This is a genomic window from Xanthomonas sp. JAI131, assembly GCF_013410075.1.
GTDB lineage: Bacteria > Pseudomonadota > Gammaproteobacteria > Xanthomonadales > Xanthomonadaceae > Xanthomonas_A > Xanthomonas_A bonasiae.
This window is the reverse complement of the sequence record NZ_JACCCN010000004.1, coordinates 309,414-328,520: the sequence shown is the minus strand read 5'-3', so window position 1 is coordinate 328,520 and position 19,107 is coordinate 309,414. Positions and strand designations below refer to the sequence as shown.

17 protein-coding genes are annotated in these 19,107 nt (G+C 70.5%); 13 read left to right on the top strand and 4 right to left on the bottom strand.

All coding sequences use genetic code 11. From position 1 onward, the window contains the following. Positions 1–346 precede the first annotated feature (346 nt). On the bottom strand, positions 347–1,012 hold the full coding sequence (locus HDC36_RS17990; RefSeq protein WP_179570029.1) for a response regulator transcription factor: 666 nt from the start codon (positions 1,010–1,012) through the stop codon (positions 347–349). 139 nt (positions 1,013–1,151) lie between these two features. Continuing rightward, positions 1,152–3,095: an acetate--CoA ligase gene (gene acs / locus HDC36_RS17985; RefSeq protein WP_179570027.1), complete on the bottom strand. Its 1,944-nt coding sequence runs from the start codon at positions 3,093–3,095 to the stop codon at positions 1,152–1,154. A gap of 216 nt (positions 3,096–3,311) precedes the next feature. Between acs and HDC36_RS17980 the strand changes: the two genes are divergently transcribed. The 9 genes from HDC36_RS17980 to HDC36_RS17940 all read left to right on the top strand — a co-directional run bounded on the left by HDC36_RS17980 (position 3,312) and on the right by HDC36_RS17940 (position 13,728). Continuing rightward, on the top strand, positions 3,312–4,718 hold the full coding sequence (locus tag HDC36_RS17980; protein WP_179570025.1) for a DcaP family trimeric outer membrane transporter: 1,407 nt from the start codon (positions 3,312–3,314) through the stop codon (positions 4,716–4,718). Positions 4,719–4,850: 132 nt separating this feature from the next. Beyond that, positions 4,851–6,509, top strand: coding sequence for an MFS transporter (locus tag HDC36_RS17975; protein WP_179570023.1), 1,659 nt, complete (start codon positions 4,851–4,853; stop codon positions 6,507–6,509). Between the two features lie 148 nt (positions 6,510–6,657). Further along, entirely contained in the window at positions 6,658–7,338 is a 681-nt protein-coding gene (yjjG, locus tag HDC36_RS17970; protein WP_179570021.1) for a pyrimidine 5'-nucleotidase, read from the top strand. Positions 7,339–7,681: 343 nt separating this feature from the next. Then, positions 7,682–9,118: a coniferyl aldehyde dehydrogenase gene (locus HDC36_RS17965; RefSeq protein WP_179570019.1), complete on the top strand. Its 1,437-nt coding sequence runs from the start codon at positions 7,682–7,684 to the stop codon at positions 9,116–9,118. 444 nt (positions 9,119–9,562) lie between these two features. Beyond that, positions 9,563–10,576, top strand: a complete 1,014-nt coding sequence (locus HDC36_RS17960) for a glycerophosphodiester phosphodiesterase family protein (protein ID WP_179570547.1) — start codon at positions 9,563–9,565, stop codon at positions 10,574–10,576. 92 nt (positions 10,577–10,668) lie between these two features. Then, positions 10,669–11,553, top strand: a complete 885-nt coding sequence (locus HDC36_RS17955) for a peptidylprolyl isomerase (RefSeq protein WP_179570017.1) — start codon at positions 10,669–10,671, stop codon at positions 11,551–11,553. Positions 11,554–11,721: 168 nt separating this feature from the next. Next, positions 11,722–12,432 (top strand): hypothetical protein, encoded by a 711-nt coding sequence (locus tag HDC36_RS17950; protein ID WP_179570015.1) that lies wholly within the window; start codon positions 11,722–11,724, stop codon positions 12,430–12,432. An 88-nt stretch (positions 12,433–12,520) separates the two neighbouring features. Then, positions 12,521–13,300, top strand: coding sequence for an exodeoxyribonuclease III (xth, locus tag HDC36_RS17945; RefSeq protein ID WP_179570013.1), 780 nt, complete (start codon positions 12,521–12,523; stop codon positions 13,298–13,300). Beyond that, positions 13,297–13,728: a GFA family protein gene (locus HDC36_RS17940; protein WP_179570011.1), complete on the top strand. Its 432-nt coding sequence runs from the start codon at positions 13,297–13,299 to the stop codon at positions 13,726–13,728. Before xth ends, HDC36_RS17940 begins: the two co-directional genes overlap by 4 nt. Before the next feature lie 66 nt (positions 13,729–13,794). Here the strand turns inward: HDC36_RS17940 and HDC36_RS17935 are convergent, their stop codons facing one another. Continuing rightward, positions 13,795–14,046: a GlsB/YeaQ/YmgE family stress response membrane protein gene (locus HDC36_RS17935; RefSeq protein ID WP_003466992.1), complete on the bottom strand. Its 252-nt coding sequence runs from the start codon at positions 14,044–14,046 to the stop codon at positions 13,795–13,797. A gap of 129 nt (positions 14,047–14,175) precedes the next feature. On the opposite strand from HDC36_RS17935, the gene HDC36_RS17930 reads away from it, so the two are divergent. After that, positions 14,176–14,799, top strand: a complete 624-nt coding sequence (locus HDC36_RS17930) for a 4'-phosphopantetheinyl transferase superfamily protein (RefSeq protein ID WP_179570009.1) — start codon at positions 14,176–14,178, stop codon at positions 14,797–14,799. 125 nt (positions 14,800–14,924) lie between these two features. Here the strand turns inward: HDC36_RS17930 and HDC36_RS17925 are convergent, their stop codons facing one another. Further along, positions 14,925–16,535, bottom strand: a complete 1,611-nt coding sequence (locus HDC36_RS17925; RefSeq protein WP_179570007.1) for an alkaline phosphatase D family protein — start codon at positions 16,533–16,535, stop codon at positions 14,925–14,927. A gap of 99 nt (positions 16,536–16,634) precedes the next feature. Here HDC36_RS17925 and rsmG point away from each other — a divergent pair, with 99 nt between their 5' ends. From rsmG to HDC36_RS17910, 3 genes are all read left to right on the top strand, one after another. Then, a complete protein-coding gene (gene rsmG / locus HDC36_RS17920) occupies positions 16,635–17,276 on the top strand; it encodes a 16S rRNA (guanine(527)-N(7))-methyltransferase RsmG (protein WP_179570005.1) in 642 nt (213 codons plus the stop codon). 97 nt (positions 17,277–17,373) lie between these two features. After that, positions 17,374–18,171, top strand: coding sequence for an AAA family ATPase (locus HDC36_RS17915; protein ID WP_179570003.1), 798 nt, complete (start codon positions 17,374–17,376; stop codon positions 18,169–18,171). Further along, a complete protein-coding gene (locus HDC36_RS17910) occupies positions 18,171–19,094 on the top strand; it encodes a ParB/RepB/Spo0J family partition protein (protein ID WP_179570001.1) in 924 nt (307 codons plus the stop codon). Before HDC36_RS17915 ends, HDC36_RS17910 begins: the two co-directional genes overlap by 1 nt. Positions 19,095–19,107 lie beyond the last annotated feature (13 nt).

Below are 19,107 nucleotides of genomic sequence, written 5' to 3'. Positions count from 1 at the left end.
TCGAGGGCACGGCGGCGTCGGTGCACCGAAGCCGATTCGGGAAGCCGATCCGGTGCGCGGCAGCCATCGCTGGGTGTGCAGGCGATGGCCTGCGATACGCGAACAGCGGTCGCGGCTGAAGCCGCTCCTGCAGGGCTACGCCGAGGTCCGATGCCATCCACTGTAGGAGCGGCTTCAGCCGCGACCGAAAACCTCCAGGGCCGCTACAGCCCGTGGAGTGCGTTGCGAGTGCCGCGATATGGAAACCCCGCCTGCAAGTGCAGCCGCACCGGCCTCGCGCGCAGCGACCAGGCCACGCCATGCCGCGGTGAACCTTGGCGCACGCATCCGCCAGAACCCAGCGCGCTCAGTCCTCTTCCAGCGGCAGCACGATGGCATCGCTGTCGATGGCCAGCTTGCCGGCCATCAGCACCGCCTGGGTGCGGTTGGTGACGCCGAGCTTGCGCAGGATCGCGGTGACGTGTGCCTTGATGGTGGCTTCGGACACACCCAGGTCGTAGGCGATCTGCTTGTTGAGGCGGCCGGCGCCGAGCATCTGCAGCACGCGGAACTGCTGCGGGGTCAGTTCGCGCAGGCGCTGGCCGACCTCGCGCTCGGCGCGGTCGGTGGGCGGCAGGTTGTGCGCTTCCGGCGGTGCCCAGCGCTCGCCGTCCAGCACCGTGCTCAGGGCCAGGCCGATGGTGTCCGAATCGGCCGACTTGGGAATGAAGCCGAACGCGCCGTGGTCCAGCGCGCGGCGCATCACCGTCGGTTCCTCGCGCGCGGACACCACCACCACCGGCAACTGCGGATGCAGCGCGCGCATGTGCACCAGCGCGCTGAACCCCTGCGCGCCGGGCATGTTGAGATCCATCAGCAACAGGTCGGCATCGGCGTGATGGTCGGCCAGCGCGTACAACGCCTCGACGCTGTCGGCCTCGTACAGCTGCACCCCCGGCATCACCCGCTGCACCGCCCCGCGCAGCGCCTCGCGGAACAGGGGGTGGTCGTCGGCGATCAGCAGGGTGGGCATGGGGCGGGGATTCGGGATTGGGGATTGGGGATTCGCAACGGCAACAGCGCGGTGTGGCTGCGTCAGTGAGATTGGACGTGGGCAGGGGATCGCTTTGGCGAATCCCCAATCCCTACTCCCGAATCCCGGCTGGCGCGCATCAGCGCGTCAGTCGTTCGTTAACAAGCGAATCGACCACCGACGGATCGGCCAGGGTCGAGGTATCGCCGAGCTGGTCGGGCGCGTTCTCGGCGATCTTGCGCAGGATGCGGCGCATGATCTTGCCCGAGCGGGTCTTGGGCAGGCCCGGCGCCCATTGCAGATGGTCGGGCGCGGCGATCGGGCCGATCTCCTTGCGGACCCAGGCCACCAGTTCCTTGTGCAGGGCCTCGCTCGGCTGCTCGTCGGCCACCAGGGTCACGTAGGCGTAGATGCCCTGGCCCTTGATGTCGTGCGGGAAGCCGACCACCGCGGCCTCGGCCACCTTCGGATGCGAGACCAGCGCGCTCTCCACCTCGGCGGTGCCGATGCGGTGGCCGGAGACGTTGATGACGTCGTCCACGCGGCCGGTGATCCAGTAGTAGCCGTCTTCATCGCGGCGGCAACCGTCGCCGGTGAAGTAGCTGCCCGGGTAGGTGCGGAAATAGGTGTCGATGAAGCGCTGGTGGTCGCCGTAGACGGTGCGCATCTGCCCCGGCCACGAGTCGCGCAACACCAGGTTGCCTTCGGTGGCGCCTTCCAGGAGTTCGCCGTCGGCGTTGACCAGGGCCGGCTGCACGCCGAAGAACGGCAGCGTCGCCGAGCCGGGCTTGAGGTCGATCGCGCCGGCCAGCGGGGTGATCAGGATGCCGCCGGTCTCGGTCTGCCACCAGGTGTCCACGATCGGGCAGCGGCCGTCGCCGACCACATCGTAGTACCAGCGCCAGGCCTCGGGATTGATCGGCTCGCCGACGCTGCCGAGCAGGCGCAGCGACGCGCGCGAGGTGCGCTTGACCGGCGCCTCGCCCTCGCGCATCAGCGCGCGGATCGCGGTCGGCGCGGTGTAGAAGATCGTGACCTTGTGCTTGTCGATGACCTCCCAGAAGCGCGACACGTTCGGGTAGTTGGGCACGCCTTCGAACATCAGCGCGGTGGCGCCGTTGGCCAGCGGCCCGTAGACGATGTAGCTGTGGCCGGTGACCCAGCCGACGTCGGCGGTGCACCAGTAGATGTCGTCCTCGCGCAGGTCGAACACGGTCTCGTGGGTGTAGGCCGCGTACAGCAGGTAGCCGGCGGTGGTATGCAGCACGCCCTTGGGCTTGCCGGTGGAGCCGGAGGTGTAGAGGATGAACAGCGGATCCTCGGCGTTCATGCGCTCGGGTTCGCACTCGGCCGGCTGGCTGTCGACCACGTCGTGGAACCAGCGGTCGCGCGGGGCCTGCATGTCCACCGCGCCGCCGGTGTGGCGCACCACCAGCACGGTTTCCACGGTGGTGGTGCCGGGCAGTTTCAGCGCCGCATCGACGTTGGCCTTGAGCGGGATCTTCTTGCCGCCGCGCAGGCCCTCGTCGGCGGTGATGATCAGCTTGCTGCCGCAGTCGATCACCCGGTCGGCGATCGAGTTGGGCGCGAAGCCGCCGAACACCACCGAGTGGATCGCGCCGATGCGCGCGCAGGCCAGCATCGCCACCGCCGCATCGGGAATCATCGGCAGGTAGATGGTGACGCGGTCGCCCTTCTTGACCCCGAGCGCGCGCAGCGCATTGCCCAGGCGGCAGACGCGTTCGTACAGCTCGCGGTAGCTGACGGTGTAGGACGGCGCGTCCGCGCTGTCCGGCTCGAACAGCAGCGCGGTCTTGTCGCCGCGCGTGGCCAGCTGCCGGTCCAGGCAGTTGACGCTGGCATTGAGCTCGCCGTCGTCGAACCAGCGGATATGGAAATCGTCCAGGGCGAAGTTCACGTCCTTGATCCGGGTCGGCTTCTTGAACCAGTCCAGGCGCTCGGCGGCCTGGCCCCAGAACGCCTCCGGCTGTTCCACCGATTGCCGGTACAGGGTCTGGTACTGGGTCTTGTCGACCCGTGCCCGGGCGGCGAACTGCGGATCGACGGGGTAGATATCAGCCATGGTGCCCTCTGCAATGAACGGGGCGCCGCATGCGGCGGCGCGTCATGGCGCAGTTTGCCGCATTCACCGTTAAGCGCGCACGCGCCGGGCTTTAGACGATGGTCGTAAACCCAGCCGCCGTTCGACTAATGGCCAATAGGCGCGACCGGCCGCGGCGCGCACTGTGCACCCAGCCGTGCCTGCGCGCGGCGGACATCCATTATTCGGGAGGGAGTAATGAGCAACCGCATCGCATCCTTGGCACGGCGCCCGTTGGCCGCCGCGCTGTTCGTCGCGCTGATCGCCCCGGGCGCGGCCTTCGCCCAGAGCGGCAAGACCCCGTCGGCGCGCGAACAGGCGCTGGAAGCCCGCGTGGCTGAACTGGAGCGCCAGGTCCAGCTGCTGCTGTCCTCGCAGCAACAGCAGCAGGGCCAGATCGCGCAGGCGCAGAGCGAGGTCGCCGCCGTGAAGTCGAGCCAGGTCGCGCCACCGGCGGTGCCGGCCGGCAAGGCGCCGATCCAGGTGACCACGATCACCCCCGGCGCCGCACCCGGCACCACGTTCAAGGTCGGCGGCTTCATCAAGGCCGATTTCCTGGCCACCCGCACCGGCGACGGCCAGCTCGCCGACGATGCCACCGGCCGCGCGCTGTACCTGCCCGGGCAGACGCCGGTCGGTGGCGGCAAGTCCGGTACCGACTACAACGCGCACGCCAAGTTCTCGCGGATCAACTTCGGCGTGGACAGCGTCACCGACGCCGGCAACAAGGCCGGCGCGCTGGTGGAGCTGGATTTCTTCGGCAATTCGCTGGGTACCCAGACCGCCACCAACACCTACGGCGCCACCCTGCGCCACGCCTACATGTACTGGAACCACTGGCTGGCCGGCCAGACCTGGTCGAACTTCATGGACCCGGCGGCGCTGCCGGAAGCGGCCGACTTCATCGGTCCCACCGACGGCGTGATCTTCGTGCGCCAGGCGCAGGTGCGCTACACCAACGGTGGCTTCAGCGTCGCCTTGGAGAACCCGGAAACCACCATCTACAACCGCAGCGCGACCGGCGTGATCACCAGCGCCAGCTCCGACCGCGGCGCGCTGCCGGACCTGACCGTGCGCTACGGCTGGAAGGGCGACTGGGGCAGCTTCGGCATCGGCGGCCTGCTCGGCCAGCAGAAGGTGGACAACCGCGCCACCGGCGCCGACGCCAGCAAGGTCTCCGGCGGCCTGACCCTGGGCGGCAAGTGGGTGGCGGGAGACAGCGACAGCCTGTTCTACCAGCTCAGCGGCGGCGAAGGCATCGGCCGCTACGTCGGCCTGGGCATCGCCCAGAACGCGGTCTACGACGCGGCCGACCGCGACCTGGACACGGTCGGCGTGGTCGCCGGCTACATCGGCTGGCGCCACGCGTTCTCGCCGAAGTTGCGCACCAACCTGATCTACGCGCGCAGCGACTACGACAACGACACCGCGCTGACCGGGCTGGGCGTGACCAAGAGCGTGCAGAGCATCCGCGGCAACATCTTCTACACGCCGATGCCCAAGGTCGATGTCGGCGCCGAGCTGATGTACGGCAAGCGCGAGATCGAAAGCGGCGCCAAGGGCGACATCACCCGCCTGCAGTTCACCACCAAGTACAGCTTCTGAGGCTGCGGCGGCGCGGCGCCCGGGAGGGCGCGCCGCGCTGCCGCGGACTCGCCAAGCACCCGCGACGGACCGCGCCACCCGACCATCCTGACCGCCACCGCCACACCACCCGCTTCGGAGGGGAAGCTTCCTATGTCCAGCACCGCCATCAACCCGTCGGGTCAGCCCCTGACCAAGGGCCACAAGAAGGTCATCTTCGCCTCCAGCCTTGGCACCGTCTTCGAGTGGTACGACTTCTACCTGTACGGCTCGCTCGCCGCGATCATCGCCAAGCAGTTCTTCAGCGGGGTCAACGAGACCACCGGCATGATCTTCGCGCTGCTGGCCTTCGCCGCCGGCTTCTTCGTGCGCCCGTTCGGCGCCGCGTTCTTCGGCAGCCTGGGCGACCGCATCGGCCGCAAGTACACGTTCCTGGTCACCATCCTGATCATGGGCATCTCCACCTTCCTGGTCGGCGTGCTGCCCAACTACGCCAGCATCGGCGTGGCCGCGCCGGTGATCCTGATCGTGCTGCGCCTGGCCCAGGGCCTGGCGATGGGCGGCGAATACGGCGGCGCGGCGACCTACGTCGCCGAGCACGCGCCGCCGGGCAAGCGCGGCCTGTACACCAGCTTCATCCAGACCACCGCCACGCTGGGCCTGTTCCTGTCGCTGCTGGTGATCCTGGTGTGCCGCCTGACCCTGGGCACCGAGGCGTTCGAGGCCTGGGGCTGGCGCATCCCGTTCCTGGGTTCGATTATCCTGCTCGGCGTGTCGGTGTGGATCCGCCTGCAGCTGAGCGAATCGCCGCTGTTCCAGCAGATGAAGGCCGAGGGCAAGGGTTCCAAGCAACCGTTCCGCGACAGCCTCAAGGACGGCAACTTCAAGCTGATGCTGATCGTGCTGCTCGGCGCCACCGCCGGCCAGGCCGTGGTCTGGTACGGCGGCCAGTTCTACGCGCTGTTCTTCCTGCAGAGCACGCTCAAGGTCGACCCGACCGTGTCCTACCTGCTGATCGCCGCGGCGCTGGCGCTGGCCACCCCGTTCTTCCTGTTCTTCGGCTGGCTGTCGGACAAGATCGGGCGCAAGAAGATCATCATGCTCGGCTGCCTGCTGGCGGCGGTGACCTACATGCCGCTGTTCAAGGGCATCACCCACTTCGCCAACCCGGCGGTGGAGGAGGCGCGCAGCAAGTCGCCGGCGCAGGTGCTGGCCGATCCGGCCACCTGCAGCTTCCAGTTCGATCCGGTCGGCGTGCGCAAGTTCACCAGCTCCTGCGACGTGGCCACCGCCGCGTTGACCAAGGCCGGCGTGCCGTACGAAGTGCAGCCGGCCGCGCCGGGTTCGCTGGCGCAGGTGCGCATCGGCGGTAGCCAGGTCGCGTCCTACGAGGCGGCCGGCCTGAGCAAGGCTGACGCCAAGCCCAAGGCCGATGCCTTCGGCAAGGAGCTCAAGGGCGCGCTGACCGCGGCCGGCTATCCGGAGAAGGCCGATACCGCGCGCATCAACATCCCGATGACGATCCTGCTGCTGTGGGTGCTGGTGCTGTACGTGACCATGGTCTACGGCCCGATCGCCGCGTTCCTGGTCGAGCTGTTCCCGACCCGCATCCGCTACACCTCGATGTCGCTGCCGTACCACATCGGCAACGGCTGGTTCGGCGGCTTCCTGCCGGCGATCTCCTTCGCCCTGGTGGCCGGTACCGGCAACATCTACTACGGCCTGTGGTATCCCATCGGCATCGCGTTGATGACGCTGGTGCTGGGTACGCTGTTCCTGCGCGAAACCCGCAACGTGGACATCACCAAGTAAGCGGACTCGCCCTTGCGCCGGATGCGTCCGGCACTGCGACGCCGGCCCTGTGCCGGCGTCGTCGTTTGCGCGGCATGTCAGCGGCGCTGGAACCGACGGCGGCGGCAGGCGATTACCATGCGCGCTGGACACACACGCAGATCGCCGCATGCGCTACCGCTGGATCCTGTTCGACGCCGACGACACCCTGTTCCGCTTCGATGCCTACGCCGGCCTGCAGCGCATGTTCGCCGGCTACGGCGTGGCCTTCGCCGAGCAGGACTACGCCGACTACACCGCGCTCAACCGGCCGTTGTGGGTGGAGTACCAGAACGGCGCGATCACCGCGCTGCAGCTGCAGCAGCGCCGCTTCGCGGGCTGGGCGCAGCGCCTGCAGACCGCGCCGGAGACCTTGAACGATGCGTTCCTGGCGGCGATGGCCGAACTGTGTGCGCCGCTGGACGGCGCGGTGGCGCTGCTCGACGCGCTGCGCGGGCGCGCGCGGCTGGGGCTGGTCACCAACGGCTTCACCGCGCTGCAGCAGGCGCGGCTGCTGCGCACCGGCCTGCACGACCGGTTCGAGGTCGTCGCCATTTCCGAGCAGATCGGCGTGGCCAAGCCGCACCCGGGCATCTTCGCGCACGCGCTGGCGCAGTTGGGCGATCCGCCGCGCGCGCAGGTGCTGATGGTCGGCGACAACCCGCACGCCGACATCGCCGGCGGCCTGGCCGCGGGACTGCACACCTGCTGGATCAACGCGCACGGCCTGCCGGCGCCCGAGGGCATCGTGCCGCATTACGAAGTGGAGACGCTGGCGCAGTTGCAGGATTTGCTGCTCGGGGCGGCGTGACCGCCCGTGTTGCGCCGCGCGCCGCGGCCGAAGCGCCTTAGTGCTTTCTGTAGGAGCGGCTTCAGCCGCGACCCACAGGCTCGGTGCACGTCATGCTTGCCGGGGGAGGGAGCCAAGCTCTTGCAGGATGCCAGCGACACGCATCCGGACACAGAACGCCGCCGGGGCTGAAGCCCCTCCGACAGGCACAGGACACCGACCGCCCCCTTGTGGGAGCGACTTCAGTCGCGACGCGGCAAATTTTCCGGCATCTCCAAGCGCTCCCGCAGCGCCGCAACGATGGCCAGCCGACGCCATGCCCTGTCCCGCATCGTGCCATACGCCGGCATCGTATAGTGCGCGCATGTCCATTTCCGACCCCACTTCGAGCGCCAACGACACGCCGCTTGCCGATCTCCCGGTCACCCTGCAGCGGCTGCGCGCGGCCTGGCAGGCGGCCAAGCCCGACCGGGCGCAACGCCGCGACGACCTGCTGCGGCTGCGCGCGGCACTGAAGCGGCGCCTGCCGGAGATGGCCGATGCCATCGCCGCCGATTTCGGCCATCGCTCGCGCCACGAATCGCTGCTCGCCGATGGCATGACCGTGCTCGGCGAAATCGATCACCTGCTGCGCCACCTCAAGCGCTGGATGCGGCCGCAGCGCGTCGGCGCCGGGTGGCGGCTGTGGCCGGCGCGCGCCGAAGTGCGGCCGGTGCCGGTCGGCGTGGTCGGGGTGATCGCGCCATGGAACTACCCGGTCAACCTGGCGCTGATTCCGCTGGCTACCGCGATCGCCGCCGGCAACCACGTCTACCTGAAGCCGTCCGAGCACACCCCGCGCACCGCGCAGTTCCTGCAGTCGCTGCTGGCCGACGTGTTCCCGCCGCAACGGGTGGCGGTGGCGCTGGGCGCGGCCGAGGTGGCCGGCGCCTTCGCCGCGCTGCCGCTGGACCACCTGGTGTTCACCGGCTCCACCGCGGTCGGGCGCAAGGTGATGGCCGCCGCCGCGCCGAACCTGACCCCGCTGACCCTGGAACTGGGCGGCAAGTCGCCGGCCATTGTCTGCGCCGACTACCCGCTTGAGCAGGCCGCCTCGCGCCTGGCCACCGGCAAATGGTTCAACGCCGGGCAGACCTGCATCGCGCCGGACTACGTGCTGATCGACGCCGGTCGCAGTGCGGCACTGGTGCAGGCGCTGCGCGCGCAGGTGCTGGCGCGCTACGGCGACTTCGCCGCGGCCGACGACTACACCCGCATCGTCAACGAGGGCCAGTACCGGCGCCTGCGCGGCTACCTGGACGACGCGCGCGCGCGCGGCCTGAAGGTCGTCGAACTGGCCAGCATCGAACCCGAGCGCGCCGAGCGCGAGCGCCTGATCGTGCCGACCGTGGTGCTGCAGCCCGGCGACGATGCGCTGCTGATGCAGGAGGAGATCTTCGGCCCGATCCTGCCGCTGCGCAGCTACCGCACGCTGGACGAGGCGATCGCGCTGGTCAACGGCCGCGACCGGCCGCTGGCGTTGTATCCCTTCAGCCACGACCGTGCGCAGGTGGAGGCGATCCTGCACGCCACCGTCGCCGGCGGCGTCACCGTCAACGACAGCCTGCTGCACTTTGCCGCCAACGCCTTGCCGTTCGGCGGCATCGGCCCCAGCGGCATGGGCGCCTACCACGGCCGCGCCGGCTTCGACGCCTTCAGCAAGGCGCTGCCGATCCTGTGGCAGTCGCGCCGGGCAGCCAGCGACTGGCTGAAGCCGCCGTACGCCCGAATCGCGCGGCTGGTCGATCTGCTGCTGCGCTGATCGCGCAGGCCGAGACGCGCCTGCGGCGGCCACGGCCGCTTCGAACCCTGGACGCACACCGCGACGCGCGCGCCGTGGCGCAGGCGCGTGCGCGAGGCCGCCCGCCGTAGACAACGGCGGCGGCAAGCGCCAAGCGCAGCGGGCTGCCGTGGCGTCGTCGTGCGCCGGCAATAATTAATTCATAGTTAGTAATTAGATTTTGCCCCCGACGCCACCGCCGATCACGGTCGGCTTCGGCCTCTGCGCGGCCCGTCGCCGCGTTCGGAGCGCGCAGCAAGCGAGCCCGCCGCAGCGTCGACCTGCAGGCGCTCGTCCACCCTTGGCGCCACTTCTTTCCAACTGGGACAGAGACTGATGAACACCAACCTCGTGCAACATCCGCTGGCGCGCGCCTGCCGCGTACTGGCGGCGCTGGCCACCCTGGCCGCCGCGCCGCAACTGGCGCTGGCGTCCTGCAGCGACAGCGTCGAAACCAAGATGAGCCACATCATGTTCAAGGACGGCGGCGGCAACAGCGTCGTGCTGGCGCACCGCGGCCTGTGGGGCAAGTATTCGGGCATCGGCGACATGCCGGAGAATTCGCGCGGCGCGCTGCAGACCGCCAACGACCAATGCATGGACGGCGTCGAACTGGACATCAAGATGACCAGCGACGGCGTGCCGGTGGTCCTGCACGACTACAACCTGGGCCGCACCACGAACGTGTGGACCGCGTTCCGCGGCGGCACCGAGTACAACCCGGCCAACAACACCGGCACCAACCCGGCGGTGAGCACGGTGCCGTGGTCCACGGTGAGCAAGCTGTTCCTGCTCACGCCCGACCGCCGCACCACCACCGGCTACCACGTGCCGCGCGTGGACGAGCTGTTCGCCTACTACAAGCAGCACAATCTGAAGACGCCGATGGTGTTCGACATCAAGGACGCCGCCTCGGTGCGCGCGGTGAACCGCGCCGCCAACGCCGCATTCTCGGTCGCCGAAGGCAACTACGTCGCCGCCAAGGTCAACGCGACGCTGTATCCGACCCGCGCCGCGTACCGCGCTGACGGCAACGGCATGATCGGCATCCCGGTGTTCACCACCAACATGCTGACCAAGATCGACGTCGCCAATTCGATCCTGGCCTGGATCACCGAGCGCAAGTCGATGGAGGTCAACGTCAAGCAGCTCGGCGGCCTGCTGCAGAAGGATGCAGACGCCGTGCGCGAGTCCGGGGTCCGGGTCGGCGTGTTCCAGGCGATCCCCGACGGTCCCGGCGGCGGGCAGTTCTACAACAATACCGGCGCCTGCTGCTATCGCCTGTCGGACCTGTATTTCTCCTACTCCGGCGGCCGCGATACCGCAGACAACCGTGGCGACCTCAACTACATCGTCAACCAGCAAGCCTTCGACCTGATCACCACCGACGATCCGAAGACCGCGATGGCCTACCTGCGCGCACGCGGCAAGCACGACTGAGCCGTTGTGTTCGACCGGCCGGCCCGGACGGGCCGGCCGTTTCCGACGACGGCGCGCCCGCGCCGTCCGCTACGCCATTCCAGGAACCGACCATGTCCCTTTCCCTCGCCAAGCGCGGCGCCGCCGTCGCCTGCCTGCTTGCGGCCTGTCATCTTGCTGCCGCGTCCGCCGCCGCTGCCGCCGCTGCCGATCGCCCCGGCGCCGATCCGGTGGTGCTGCGTGTCGGTGCCTCGCGCTTCACCGCCAGCGAATACCGTGCGCTGGCCGGCAACGGCGCGCCGACCACTGCCGGCATCGACGATCCGCAGGCCGTGCGCCGGTTCGCCGACCGCGTGATCCTGCTCGAGCAGGCCAGGCAGCACCATCTCGAACGCGATCCGGTGGTAGCCGCGCGCCTGCGCCAGGCCGCCGACGCGATCCTGGCCGAATCGGCGATGGCCGCGCTGGCCAGCAGCGCACGCATCGACGCGGCGCAGCTGCAGCAACAGTTCGATGCCCATCCCGGCGACTACGACGAATACCAGCTGAGCCACATCTTCGTGGCCTTGCATCCGCAATCCGACGCGCGCCGCGGTCACGACCTGTCCGAGGCGCAGGCGCTGCAGCGGGCCGACGCGCTCAGGCGGCAACTCGACGCCGGCACCGACTTCGCCGCGCTGGCGGCGCGCGAGTCCGACGACGGCAGTACCGCGATGGACGGCGGCCGGCTTTCATCGACGTTCGGCCGCTACCTGGCCGACCCGTTCGTCGCCCCGGTGCAGCGGCTGGCGGTGAACCAGGTATCGGCGCCGGTGCGTGGCCCCGACGGCTATCACCTGATCCGGCTGGACGCCAAGACCGAGGCGCGCTTCGATGCGGTGCGCGGGCAGATCGAGGTGCAGCTGCGTGAACAGGCGGCGGCGCAGGCGCTGCAGCAATTGCGCCAGGCCCATCCGCTGAGCTTCGACCGTGCGGCGTATGCCGCCACGGCCCACTGAGCCGGCATGGACACGCGCGCACGCACGCCTCCGTCGACAGCTGGGTTGCGTGGTCGCCCGCTGGTTGCCGCAGCGGCGTTGTCGTGCGCGGCACTAGCGATCGCGCTGCTGCGGCCGCAGGCGCCGGCCGCAAGCACCGGCGCCGCGCGGTCGCACACGGAAGCTGCGATGACGCGAGCGCTGCCGGAGGCGCCGCGGGCCGCCGTCGCGGCAACGGCCACGCCGCCTTCGGCCTGGGCCGCGGGCGTGGACGCGCAGCGCATGTACGCCATCGCCATGCAGTACGACGCGTGCCGGCAACGCGCGCAGGCGCCGCCGCCCAGCGCCGTGTTGCCGCCCGGGATCGACGAGATGGACCGCGCGGCGGCCGCGGCGCAACGCGACGCCGAACGTCAGCGCCGCGACGCCTGCGCCGGCATCGGCCGTGCGCAGTACGCGCAGATCGACACGATCCTGCGCAGCGCCGCCGCGCAGGGCGACGCGGATGCGCAGCGCAGCTTGCTGGCGCGGCGCATCCGCAGCCTGCTCGACCGCGCTGGCGCCGGCCAGCGGCCCGGCGAACGGATTGCGCTGTCGGCGGCCGACGTGCGCGAGGCCGAGGCCGTCGTCGCCGAGCTGGAAACGCTGGCGCTGCGCGGCGACCGGCCCTCGATCGAGGAACTGGCGCAGGTGTTGGAGTCGCCGATCCCGGCCATCGCCGATCCGGCCTATGCGGCGGCTTGGCGGCTGGCGGCGCGGCAGGCGCCGGGACAGCCGTTCCCGCCGTCGGAACGGCTGCTGGGCGGCGAGGAACTGCTCGACGCGCTGGACCCGGCGCAGCGGCAGCAGGCGCTGGCCCTGGCCCCGGACCTGTACGCGCAGTGCTGCGCGCGCCGCTGAGCGGACGCCGCCGCGGCCGCGCCGGATTGGCCGTCGCGGCGGGCAGCGGTCAGAATACCGGCCGGCTGCCCCGACATGGATTCTCCCCTTGAAGATCGCCTCCTGGAACGTCAACTCGCTCAACGTGCGCCTGCCGCACCTGCAACAGTGGTTGGAGGCGTTCGCGCCGGACGTGGTCGGCATCCAGGAAACCAAGCTGGAAGACCACAAGTTCCCGGACGCGGCGCTGGCCGCGGCCGGCTACCGCAGCGTGTTCGCCGGGCAGAAGACCTACAACGGCGTGGCGATCCTGTCGCGCGCGCCGGCCAGCGACGTGCAGATCGGCGTGCCCGGCCTGGACGACGAGCAGAAGCGGGTCATCGCCGCCACCGTCGGCGACCTGCGCATCGTCAACCTGTACGTGGTCAACGGCCAGGACGTGGGCACCGACAAGTACGCCTACAAGCTGCGCTGGCTCGAGGCGGTGCACGACTGGCTCGCCGCCGAACTGCAGCGCCACCCGCGCATGGTGGTGCTGGGCGATTTCAACATCGCCCCGGACGCACGCGACGTGCACGATCCGCTGGTGTGGAGCGACAACCACATCCTCACCTCCACCGCCGAGCGCGGCGCGCTGCACAAGCTGCAGGCGCTGGGCCTGCACGACGGCTTCCGTCTGCACCACGACGACGGCGGCATCTTCAGCTGGTGGGACTACCGCCAGGCCGGCTTCCGCCGCGACCTCGGCCTGCGCATCGACCTGACCCTGGTCTCCGACGCGCTGAAGGCGCAGACGCGCGCGGCCGGCATCGACCGCGAACCGCGGACCTGGGACCGCCCCAGCGACCACGCGCCGGCCTGGATCGAACTGGGGGAGGGCGGCGCGTGAACGAACGTCATCCGCGCCGCTGGATCGACAAGGTCGGCGACACCGCGATCGCGCCGCTGCACCGGCTCAGCTGCCACTGCGGCGCGGTGCAGATCGACCTGGAACTGCCGCACGGCATCGTCGATCCGCGCCGCTGCAACTGTTCGCTGTGCCGCCGCCGCGGCGCGATCGTCGCCTCGGTGCCGCTGGCCGCACTGCACGTGCGCGAGGGGGCCGACGCGTTGCGCCTGTACCGCTTCAACACCCATACCGCGCAACACTATTTCTGCGGCGTGTGCGGGATCTACACGCATCACCAGCGCCGCTCCGATCCCAGCGAATACGGCTACAACGTCGGCTGCCTGGACGGCGTGGATCCGTATGCGCTGGCCATCGCGGTGCCGGTCAGCGACGGCGTGCATCATCCCGCCGACCGCGTCGTCCGGTGAGCGGTGCCGCAAAAGCAAACGCCCGGCGGACCGGGCGTTTGCACACACCTGCGGGGGCGTTTGCGCTTAGCGCGCGCGGCCGCGGGTGAACAGGTTGACGATGGCCAGCAGGATCACCGCGCCGATCAACGAGTACAGGAACGTCCACAGCGTGATCGCCTGGTTGATGCCGCCGCCGAACAACCAGCCGGCGATCAACGCGCCGACGATGCCGACGACGATATTCAGGATGATGCCCTGCTGTGCGTCACGGCGCATGATGATGCTGGCCAGCCAGCCCACGATGCCGCCGACGATCAACCAGATGATGATGCCCATGGGTAAGACTCCTCGGTTCTGCCCGCACCGGGAGCGGTGTGGCGTGCGCCATTTAAGGAGCGCTGCCGTGAAGCGCCCGTGTACCCAGGCATGGCTGGCGCAGCGGCCATTGTGCTTTGTGGACGCTGCGTGAGCGGGCCTGCCGAAGCGCCGTTGCGCCCGGATCCCCCCGATTGGCGGTTCGGCCCGGTGGCGCTGTGGCTGCGCACGCATCCGCCGCGCACGCCCGGCGAGGCGCAGGCGCGGCGGCTGCTGTCCGTGGAGCTGGCCACGCCGGAGGCGCAACTGCCGCTGCGCCGCGACGAACGTGGCCGGCCATGGCTGCATGCGCCGTTGGCGCATGTCGGCACCGGCTGGAGCCACAGTGGCGACTATCTGCTGGTGGCGATCGGCGCGCATACGCGGCTGGGCGTGGACATCGAACACCAGCGCGCGCGGCCGCGGTTGCTGGAGTTGGCGCAGCGTTTCTTCCATCCCGACGAGGTCGCGGCGTTGCAGGCGCTGGCCGAGCCGGCGCGCGAGGCATGGTTCTTCCGCCTGTGGTGCGCCAAGGAAGCGTTGCTGAAGGCGCACGGGCACGGGCTGTCGTTCGGGCTGCACCGGCTGCGCTTCGCCGAAGACGGCGCAGGCGTGCTGCAACTGGCCTGGTGCGACCCGGCGCTGGGCGAGGCCGCGCGCTGGCGGGTGCACGAGTGGGTGCCGGTGCCGGGCTATCGCGCCGCGCTGGCCTGGTATCCGCTCGCGTCGGCGTAGGCGCCGCCCGGTCCCTGCAGGAGCGGCTTCAGCCACGACAGGCGGCACGGGTGCAGGGAGTGCCTGTCGCGGCTGAAGCCGCTCCTACAAGGAAGCGGCAGCGAGGCGGGTGCGTCCGCCGTGGTTCATGCCTCCACTGCGCCGGCGCGGCCGTCCTCGACCACGAAGCGCTTCAGCGTGGACACCGTGGCCAGGCGGTCGCTGCGCTCGGAAATGGCCTGCAGCCGGGTCTCCATCCGCGCCTGGCTCAGCGACACCGACACGTAGCCGCGCTGGCGGCCCTCGAAATAGCGCACGTGCGGGTTGTTCGGCAGCATCTGCACGATCGCCTCCGACGGCGGGCCGTTGGAGGTCACCGAGGTGCCGACGAATTCGGTGGCCAGGGTCTGCGATTGCGGATCGGCGGCATCGGCCTTCAGGTCGGTGACCCAGTAGGAATGGATGTCGCCGCCCCAGAACACCGGGTTGCGCAGCTTGCTGTCGGCGATCGCGCGCAGCATGCGCTCGCGTGTGGCCGGATAGCCGTCCCAGCCGTCGGTCCAGTGGCCGAGGTGGCCGTCCTTGGGGTCGCGCTGCACGAGCGGCGCGACCAGCAGATCCTGCGCGATCACGTTCCAGCGCGCGCTCGAGCGGGCGAAGCCGGCGTGCAGCCAGCGTTCCTGCGCTGCGCCGAGCATGCTGCGCGACGGGTCGTCGATGTCGGTGCAGTCGGCCGCTGAGACATGCCCGCCGCGCCAGCCGTTGGGCAGGATGCACGGCTGCTCGTTGCGGTACTGGCGGCCGTCGAGCACGAAGAAGCGCGCCAGCGCGCCATAGTCCAGCGCGCGGTACAGGCGCATGTTCGCGCCGCGCGGGCGGTGTTGCGCGCGCAGCGGGAAGTGCTCGTACATCGCCTGGTAGGCGGCGGCGCGGCGGCGCAGGAACTGCGCGGTCGGGATCTTCGGATCCTGCGACCAGCGGTTGGCGTAGTCGTTCTGCACCTCGTGGTCGTCCCAGGTCGCCACGCAGGCGGCCGCGGCGTGCAACGCCTGCAGGTCCGGGTCGGTGCGGTACAGCGCATAGCGGTTGCGGTAGCCGGCCAGGTCCAGGCAGTCGCCGCTGCCGTGCGGGCGCACGACCTGCGCGGCGGCCTCGCCCTTGATGCTGTACTCGTAGATGTAATCGCCGAGGAAGAACACCAGGTCCGGCTGCTCGGCGGCCAGGTGCCGGTACGCGCTGAAATAGCCCTGTTCCCAGTGCGAGCAGGAGACGAAGCCGAAGCGCGCCTCGGCCAGGCTGCCCGGCGCCGGGGCGGTGCGTGCGCAGCCCAGCGGACTCTGCGCGCCCAGCGCTTCGAACCGGTACCAGTACGGCCGGCCCGGCTGCAGTCCGCTCACTTCCACGTGCACCGAGTGGCCCCAGCGCGGATGCGCCGTCGCCACGCCGCGCTGCACCACCTGCGCCATGCCCGGGTCGGTGGCCACGCTCCAGCGCACCGGCACCGCCTCGCGCAGGCCGCCCAGGCCGTCGGCCGCCAGCGGCTGCGGCGCGAGCCGGGTCCACAGCACCATGCCGTCGGCCAGCGGATCGCCGGCGGCCACGCCCAGGGTGAACGGATCGTCGAACCCGCGCGCCCGCGCGAACGGGCTCAGCAGCGGCGTGGCGGCGAGCAGGCCGAGCCCGGCCAGGACCCGGCGCCGGCCATGATCGGGTGGGGCACCGGTGTTGGCCGATGGGGTTTTCTGGAGATCCGACATGCCGCTGCACCACGACTGCAATGAACCGCTGCGCAGCATAGGCCGCGAGGATGTCGGCTACATGGCGGTGACGGTGGCGGCACCTGCGATAATCGGGCGATGAACGACGCCTCCCTTCCCGACTCCGTCCGCGCCGCGCTCGACCAGGGCCTGCGCGCGCAAGGCCTGGACGCCGCCGCGCTGGCGCCGCCGCTGCTGGCCTACCTGGCGCTGCTGGCGCGCTGGAACCGCACCTACAACCTCACCGCGGTCCGCGATCCGCACGAGATGGTGACCCGCCACCTGCTCGATTCGCTGGCGATGCAGCCGTTCGTGGAAGCAGGCACGCTGGCCGACCTGGGCACCGGCCCGGGGCTGCCCGGCATCCCGCTGGCGATCGCGCGGCCGCAGCTGCGGGTGACCCTGGTCGAGAGCAACGGCAAGAAGGCGCGGTTCCTGCGCGAGGCGGTGCGCCAGCTGCGCCTGGACAACGCGCGCGTGGCCGAGTCGCGTGCCGAGGCCGTGGACGAACCCGGCGCCTACGACTTCCTGACCGCGCGCGCGCTGGACACGCTGGCCGGCATCGTCGCCGTCGGCGGCCACCTGCTGCGCCCGGGCGGGCGGCTGCTGGCGATGAAGGGCGTGCGCCCGGACGAGGAGATCGCCACGCTGCCGCCGGGCTGGGTGGCGCAGGCGGTGCACCCGCTGCAGGTGCCGGGGCTGGGCGCGGACCGCCACCTGGTGGTGGTCGAGCGCGGCTGAGCCGCCGGGCGGGGCCGGCGCGCCGACGCCGATTTCCGCCCCGGGGGGGTGTGCCCGCATAATGCCCGGTCCCACCCATCGCCGACGAGGCTCCCGCATGGCCCGCATCATCGCCATCGCCAACCAGAAAGGCGGCGTCGGCAAGACCACCACGGCGGTCAACCTGGCGGCGGCGCTCGCGCGCCAGCCGCAGCGCGTGCTGCTGGTGGACCTGGATTCGCAGGGCAACGCGACGATGGGCAGCGGCATCGACAAGCGCGAGCTGGCCGCGTCCACCTGCGACGTGCTGCTGGGCGAAAGCAGCGCCGCGCAGATCCGGGTGACCGCGCCGGAAGGCTTCGACCTGCTGCCCGGCAACATCGACCTGACCGCCGCCGAGATCCAGCTGATGGACCAGCCGGCGCGCGAGCAGCGGCTGAAGACCGCGCTGGCGCCGCTGCGCGAGGAGTACGACTTCATCCTGATCGACTGCCCGCCGGCGCTGTCGCTGCTGACCCTGAACGCGCTGACCGCCGCCGACTCGATCATCGTGCCGATGCAGTGCGAGTACTACGCGCTGGAAGGGCTGACCGCGCTGCTGGAGACCATCGAAGCGCTGCGCGCCAACCTCAATCCGACGCTGGAGATCGAAGGCGTGCTGCGCACCATGTTCGACGTGCGCAACAACCTGGCCAACGCGGTGTCGGCGGAGCTGACCAACCATTTCGGCGACAAGGTGTTCCGCACCATCGTGCCGCGCAACGTGCGCCTGGCCGAGGCGCCCAGCCATGGCCAGAGCATCGTCGGCTACGACCGCACTTCGCGCGGCGGCGTGGCCTACCTGGGCCTGGCCGGCGAGATCGTGCGCCGTCGCAACGAACGCAACAGGCCCGCCCCGGCCATGGAGACCTACTGATGACCGCCAAGCCCCCCGCCCTCGGAGCGAAGAAGCGCGGCCTGGGCCGTGGTCTGGAAGCGCTGCTGGGACCGAAGGGCGGCGCGGCCGCGCCGGCGCCCAACGACGCCGTGCAGCCCGGCGAGAGCCTGCGCCAGTTGCCGGTCGGGCAGCTGCAGCCGGGCAAGTACCAGCCGCGCCAGGAAATGGACGAGGGCAAGCTGCAGGAGCTGGCCGAGTCGATCAAGGCGCAGGGCGTGATCCAGCCGATCGTCGCGCGCGAACTGGCGCCGGGCAAGTTCGAGATCGTCGCCGGCGAACGCCGCTGGCGCGCCTCGCAGCTGGCCGGGCTGAGCGAAGTGCCGGTGGTGGTGCGCGAACTCGACGACCGCACCGTCATCGCCATGGCGCTGATCGAGAACATCCAGCGCGAGGACCTCAACCCGCTGGAGGAAGCGCAGGCGCTGCAGCGGCTGATCGACGAATTCGCGCTGACCCACGCCGAGGCGGCCGAAGCGGTGGGCCGCTCGCGCGCCTCGGTGTCCAACCTGCTGCGCCTGCTGGAGCTGCCGCCGGCGATCCGCGCGCTGCTCGAGGCCGGGCGCCTGGAAATGGGCCATGCGCGCGCGCTGCTGACGCTGTCGCCGGACCTGGCCAGCCGCCTGGCCTCCGATGCCGCCGACCAGGGCTGGTCGGTGCGCGAGGTCGAGCACCGCGCGCAACAGTTCGCCGCCGGCAAGGTGCCCAGCAACCGCAAGGCCAAGCCCGGCCGCGTCGCCCCGCAGGCCGACATCGCCTCGCTGGAGACCGAGCTGTCCGAATCGCTGGGCACCAAGGTCGCCATCGCCCATGGCCGCGGCGGCAAGGGCAAGCTGGTGATCCACTACACCGACCTGGACACGCTCGACGGCGTGCTGGAGCGGCTGCGCGGCAAGGTCGGCTGAGCGCCGCTGCGCT

Excerpts from the sequence above, each read along its gene's own strand:
- yjjG (WP_179570021.1), top strand. The coding sequence starts at position 6,658 with ATGCGCTACCGCTGGATCCTGTTCGACGCCGACGACACCCTGTTCCGC.
- HDC36_RS17935 (WP_003466992.1), bottom strand. The coding sequence starts at position 14,046 with ATGGGCATCATCATCTGGTTGATCGTCGGCGGCATCGTGGGCTGGCTG.
- HDC36_RS17980 (WP_179570025.1), top strand. The coding sequence starts at position 3,312 with ATGAGCAACCGCATCGCATCCTTGGCACGGCGCCCGTTGGCCGCCGCG.
- HDC36_RS17990 (WP_179570029.1), bottom strand. The coding sequence starts at position 1,012 with ATGCCCACCCTGCTGATCGCCGACGACCACCCCCTGTTCCGCGAGGCG.
- rsmG (WP_179570005.1), top strand. The coding sequence starts at position 16,635 with ATGAACGACGCCTCCCTTCCCGACTCCGTCCGCGCCGCGCTCGACCAG.
- HDC36_RS17955 (WP_179570017.1), top strand. The coding sequence starts at position 10,669 with ATGTCCCTTTCCCTCGCCAAGCGCGGCGCCGCCGTCGCCTGCCTGCTT.
- HDC36_RS17915 (WP_179570003.1), top strand. The coding sequence starts at position 17,374 with ATGGCCCGCATCATCGCCATCGCCAACCAGAAAGGCGGCGTCGGCAAG.
- HDC36_RS17975 (WP_179570023.1), top strand. The coding sequence starts at position 4,851 with ATGTCCAGCACCGCCATCAACCCGTCGGGTCAGCCCCTGACCAAGGGC.
- HDC36_RS17925 (WP_179570007.1), bottom strand. The coding sequence starts at position 16,535 with ATGTCGGATCTCCAGAAAACCCCATCGGCCAACACCGGTGCCCCACCC.
- HDC36_RS17910 (WP_179570001.1), top strand. The coding sequence starts at position 18,171 with ATGACCGCCAAGCCCCCCGCCCTCGGAGCGAAGAAGCGCGGCCTGGGC.
- acs (WP_179570027.1), bottom strand. The coding sequence starts at position 3,095 with ATGGCTGATATCTACCCCGTCGATCCGCAGTTCGCCGCCCGGGCACGG.
- HDC36_RS17965 (WP_179570019.1), top strand. The coding sequence starts at position 7,682 with ATGTCCATTTCCGACCCCACTTCGAGCGCCAACGACACGCCGCTTGCC.
- HDC36_RS17950 (WP_179570015.1), top strand. The coding sequence starts at position 11,722 with ATGACGCGAGCGCTGCCGGAGGCGCCGCGGGCCGCCGTCGCGGCAACG.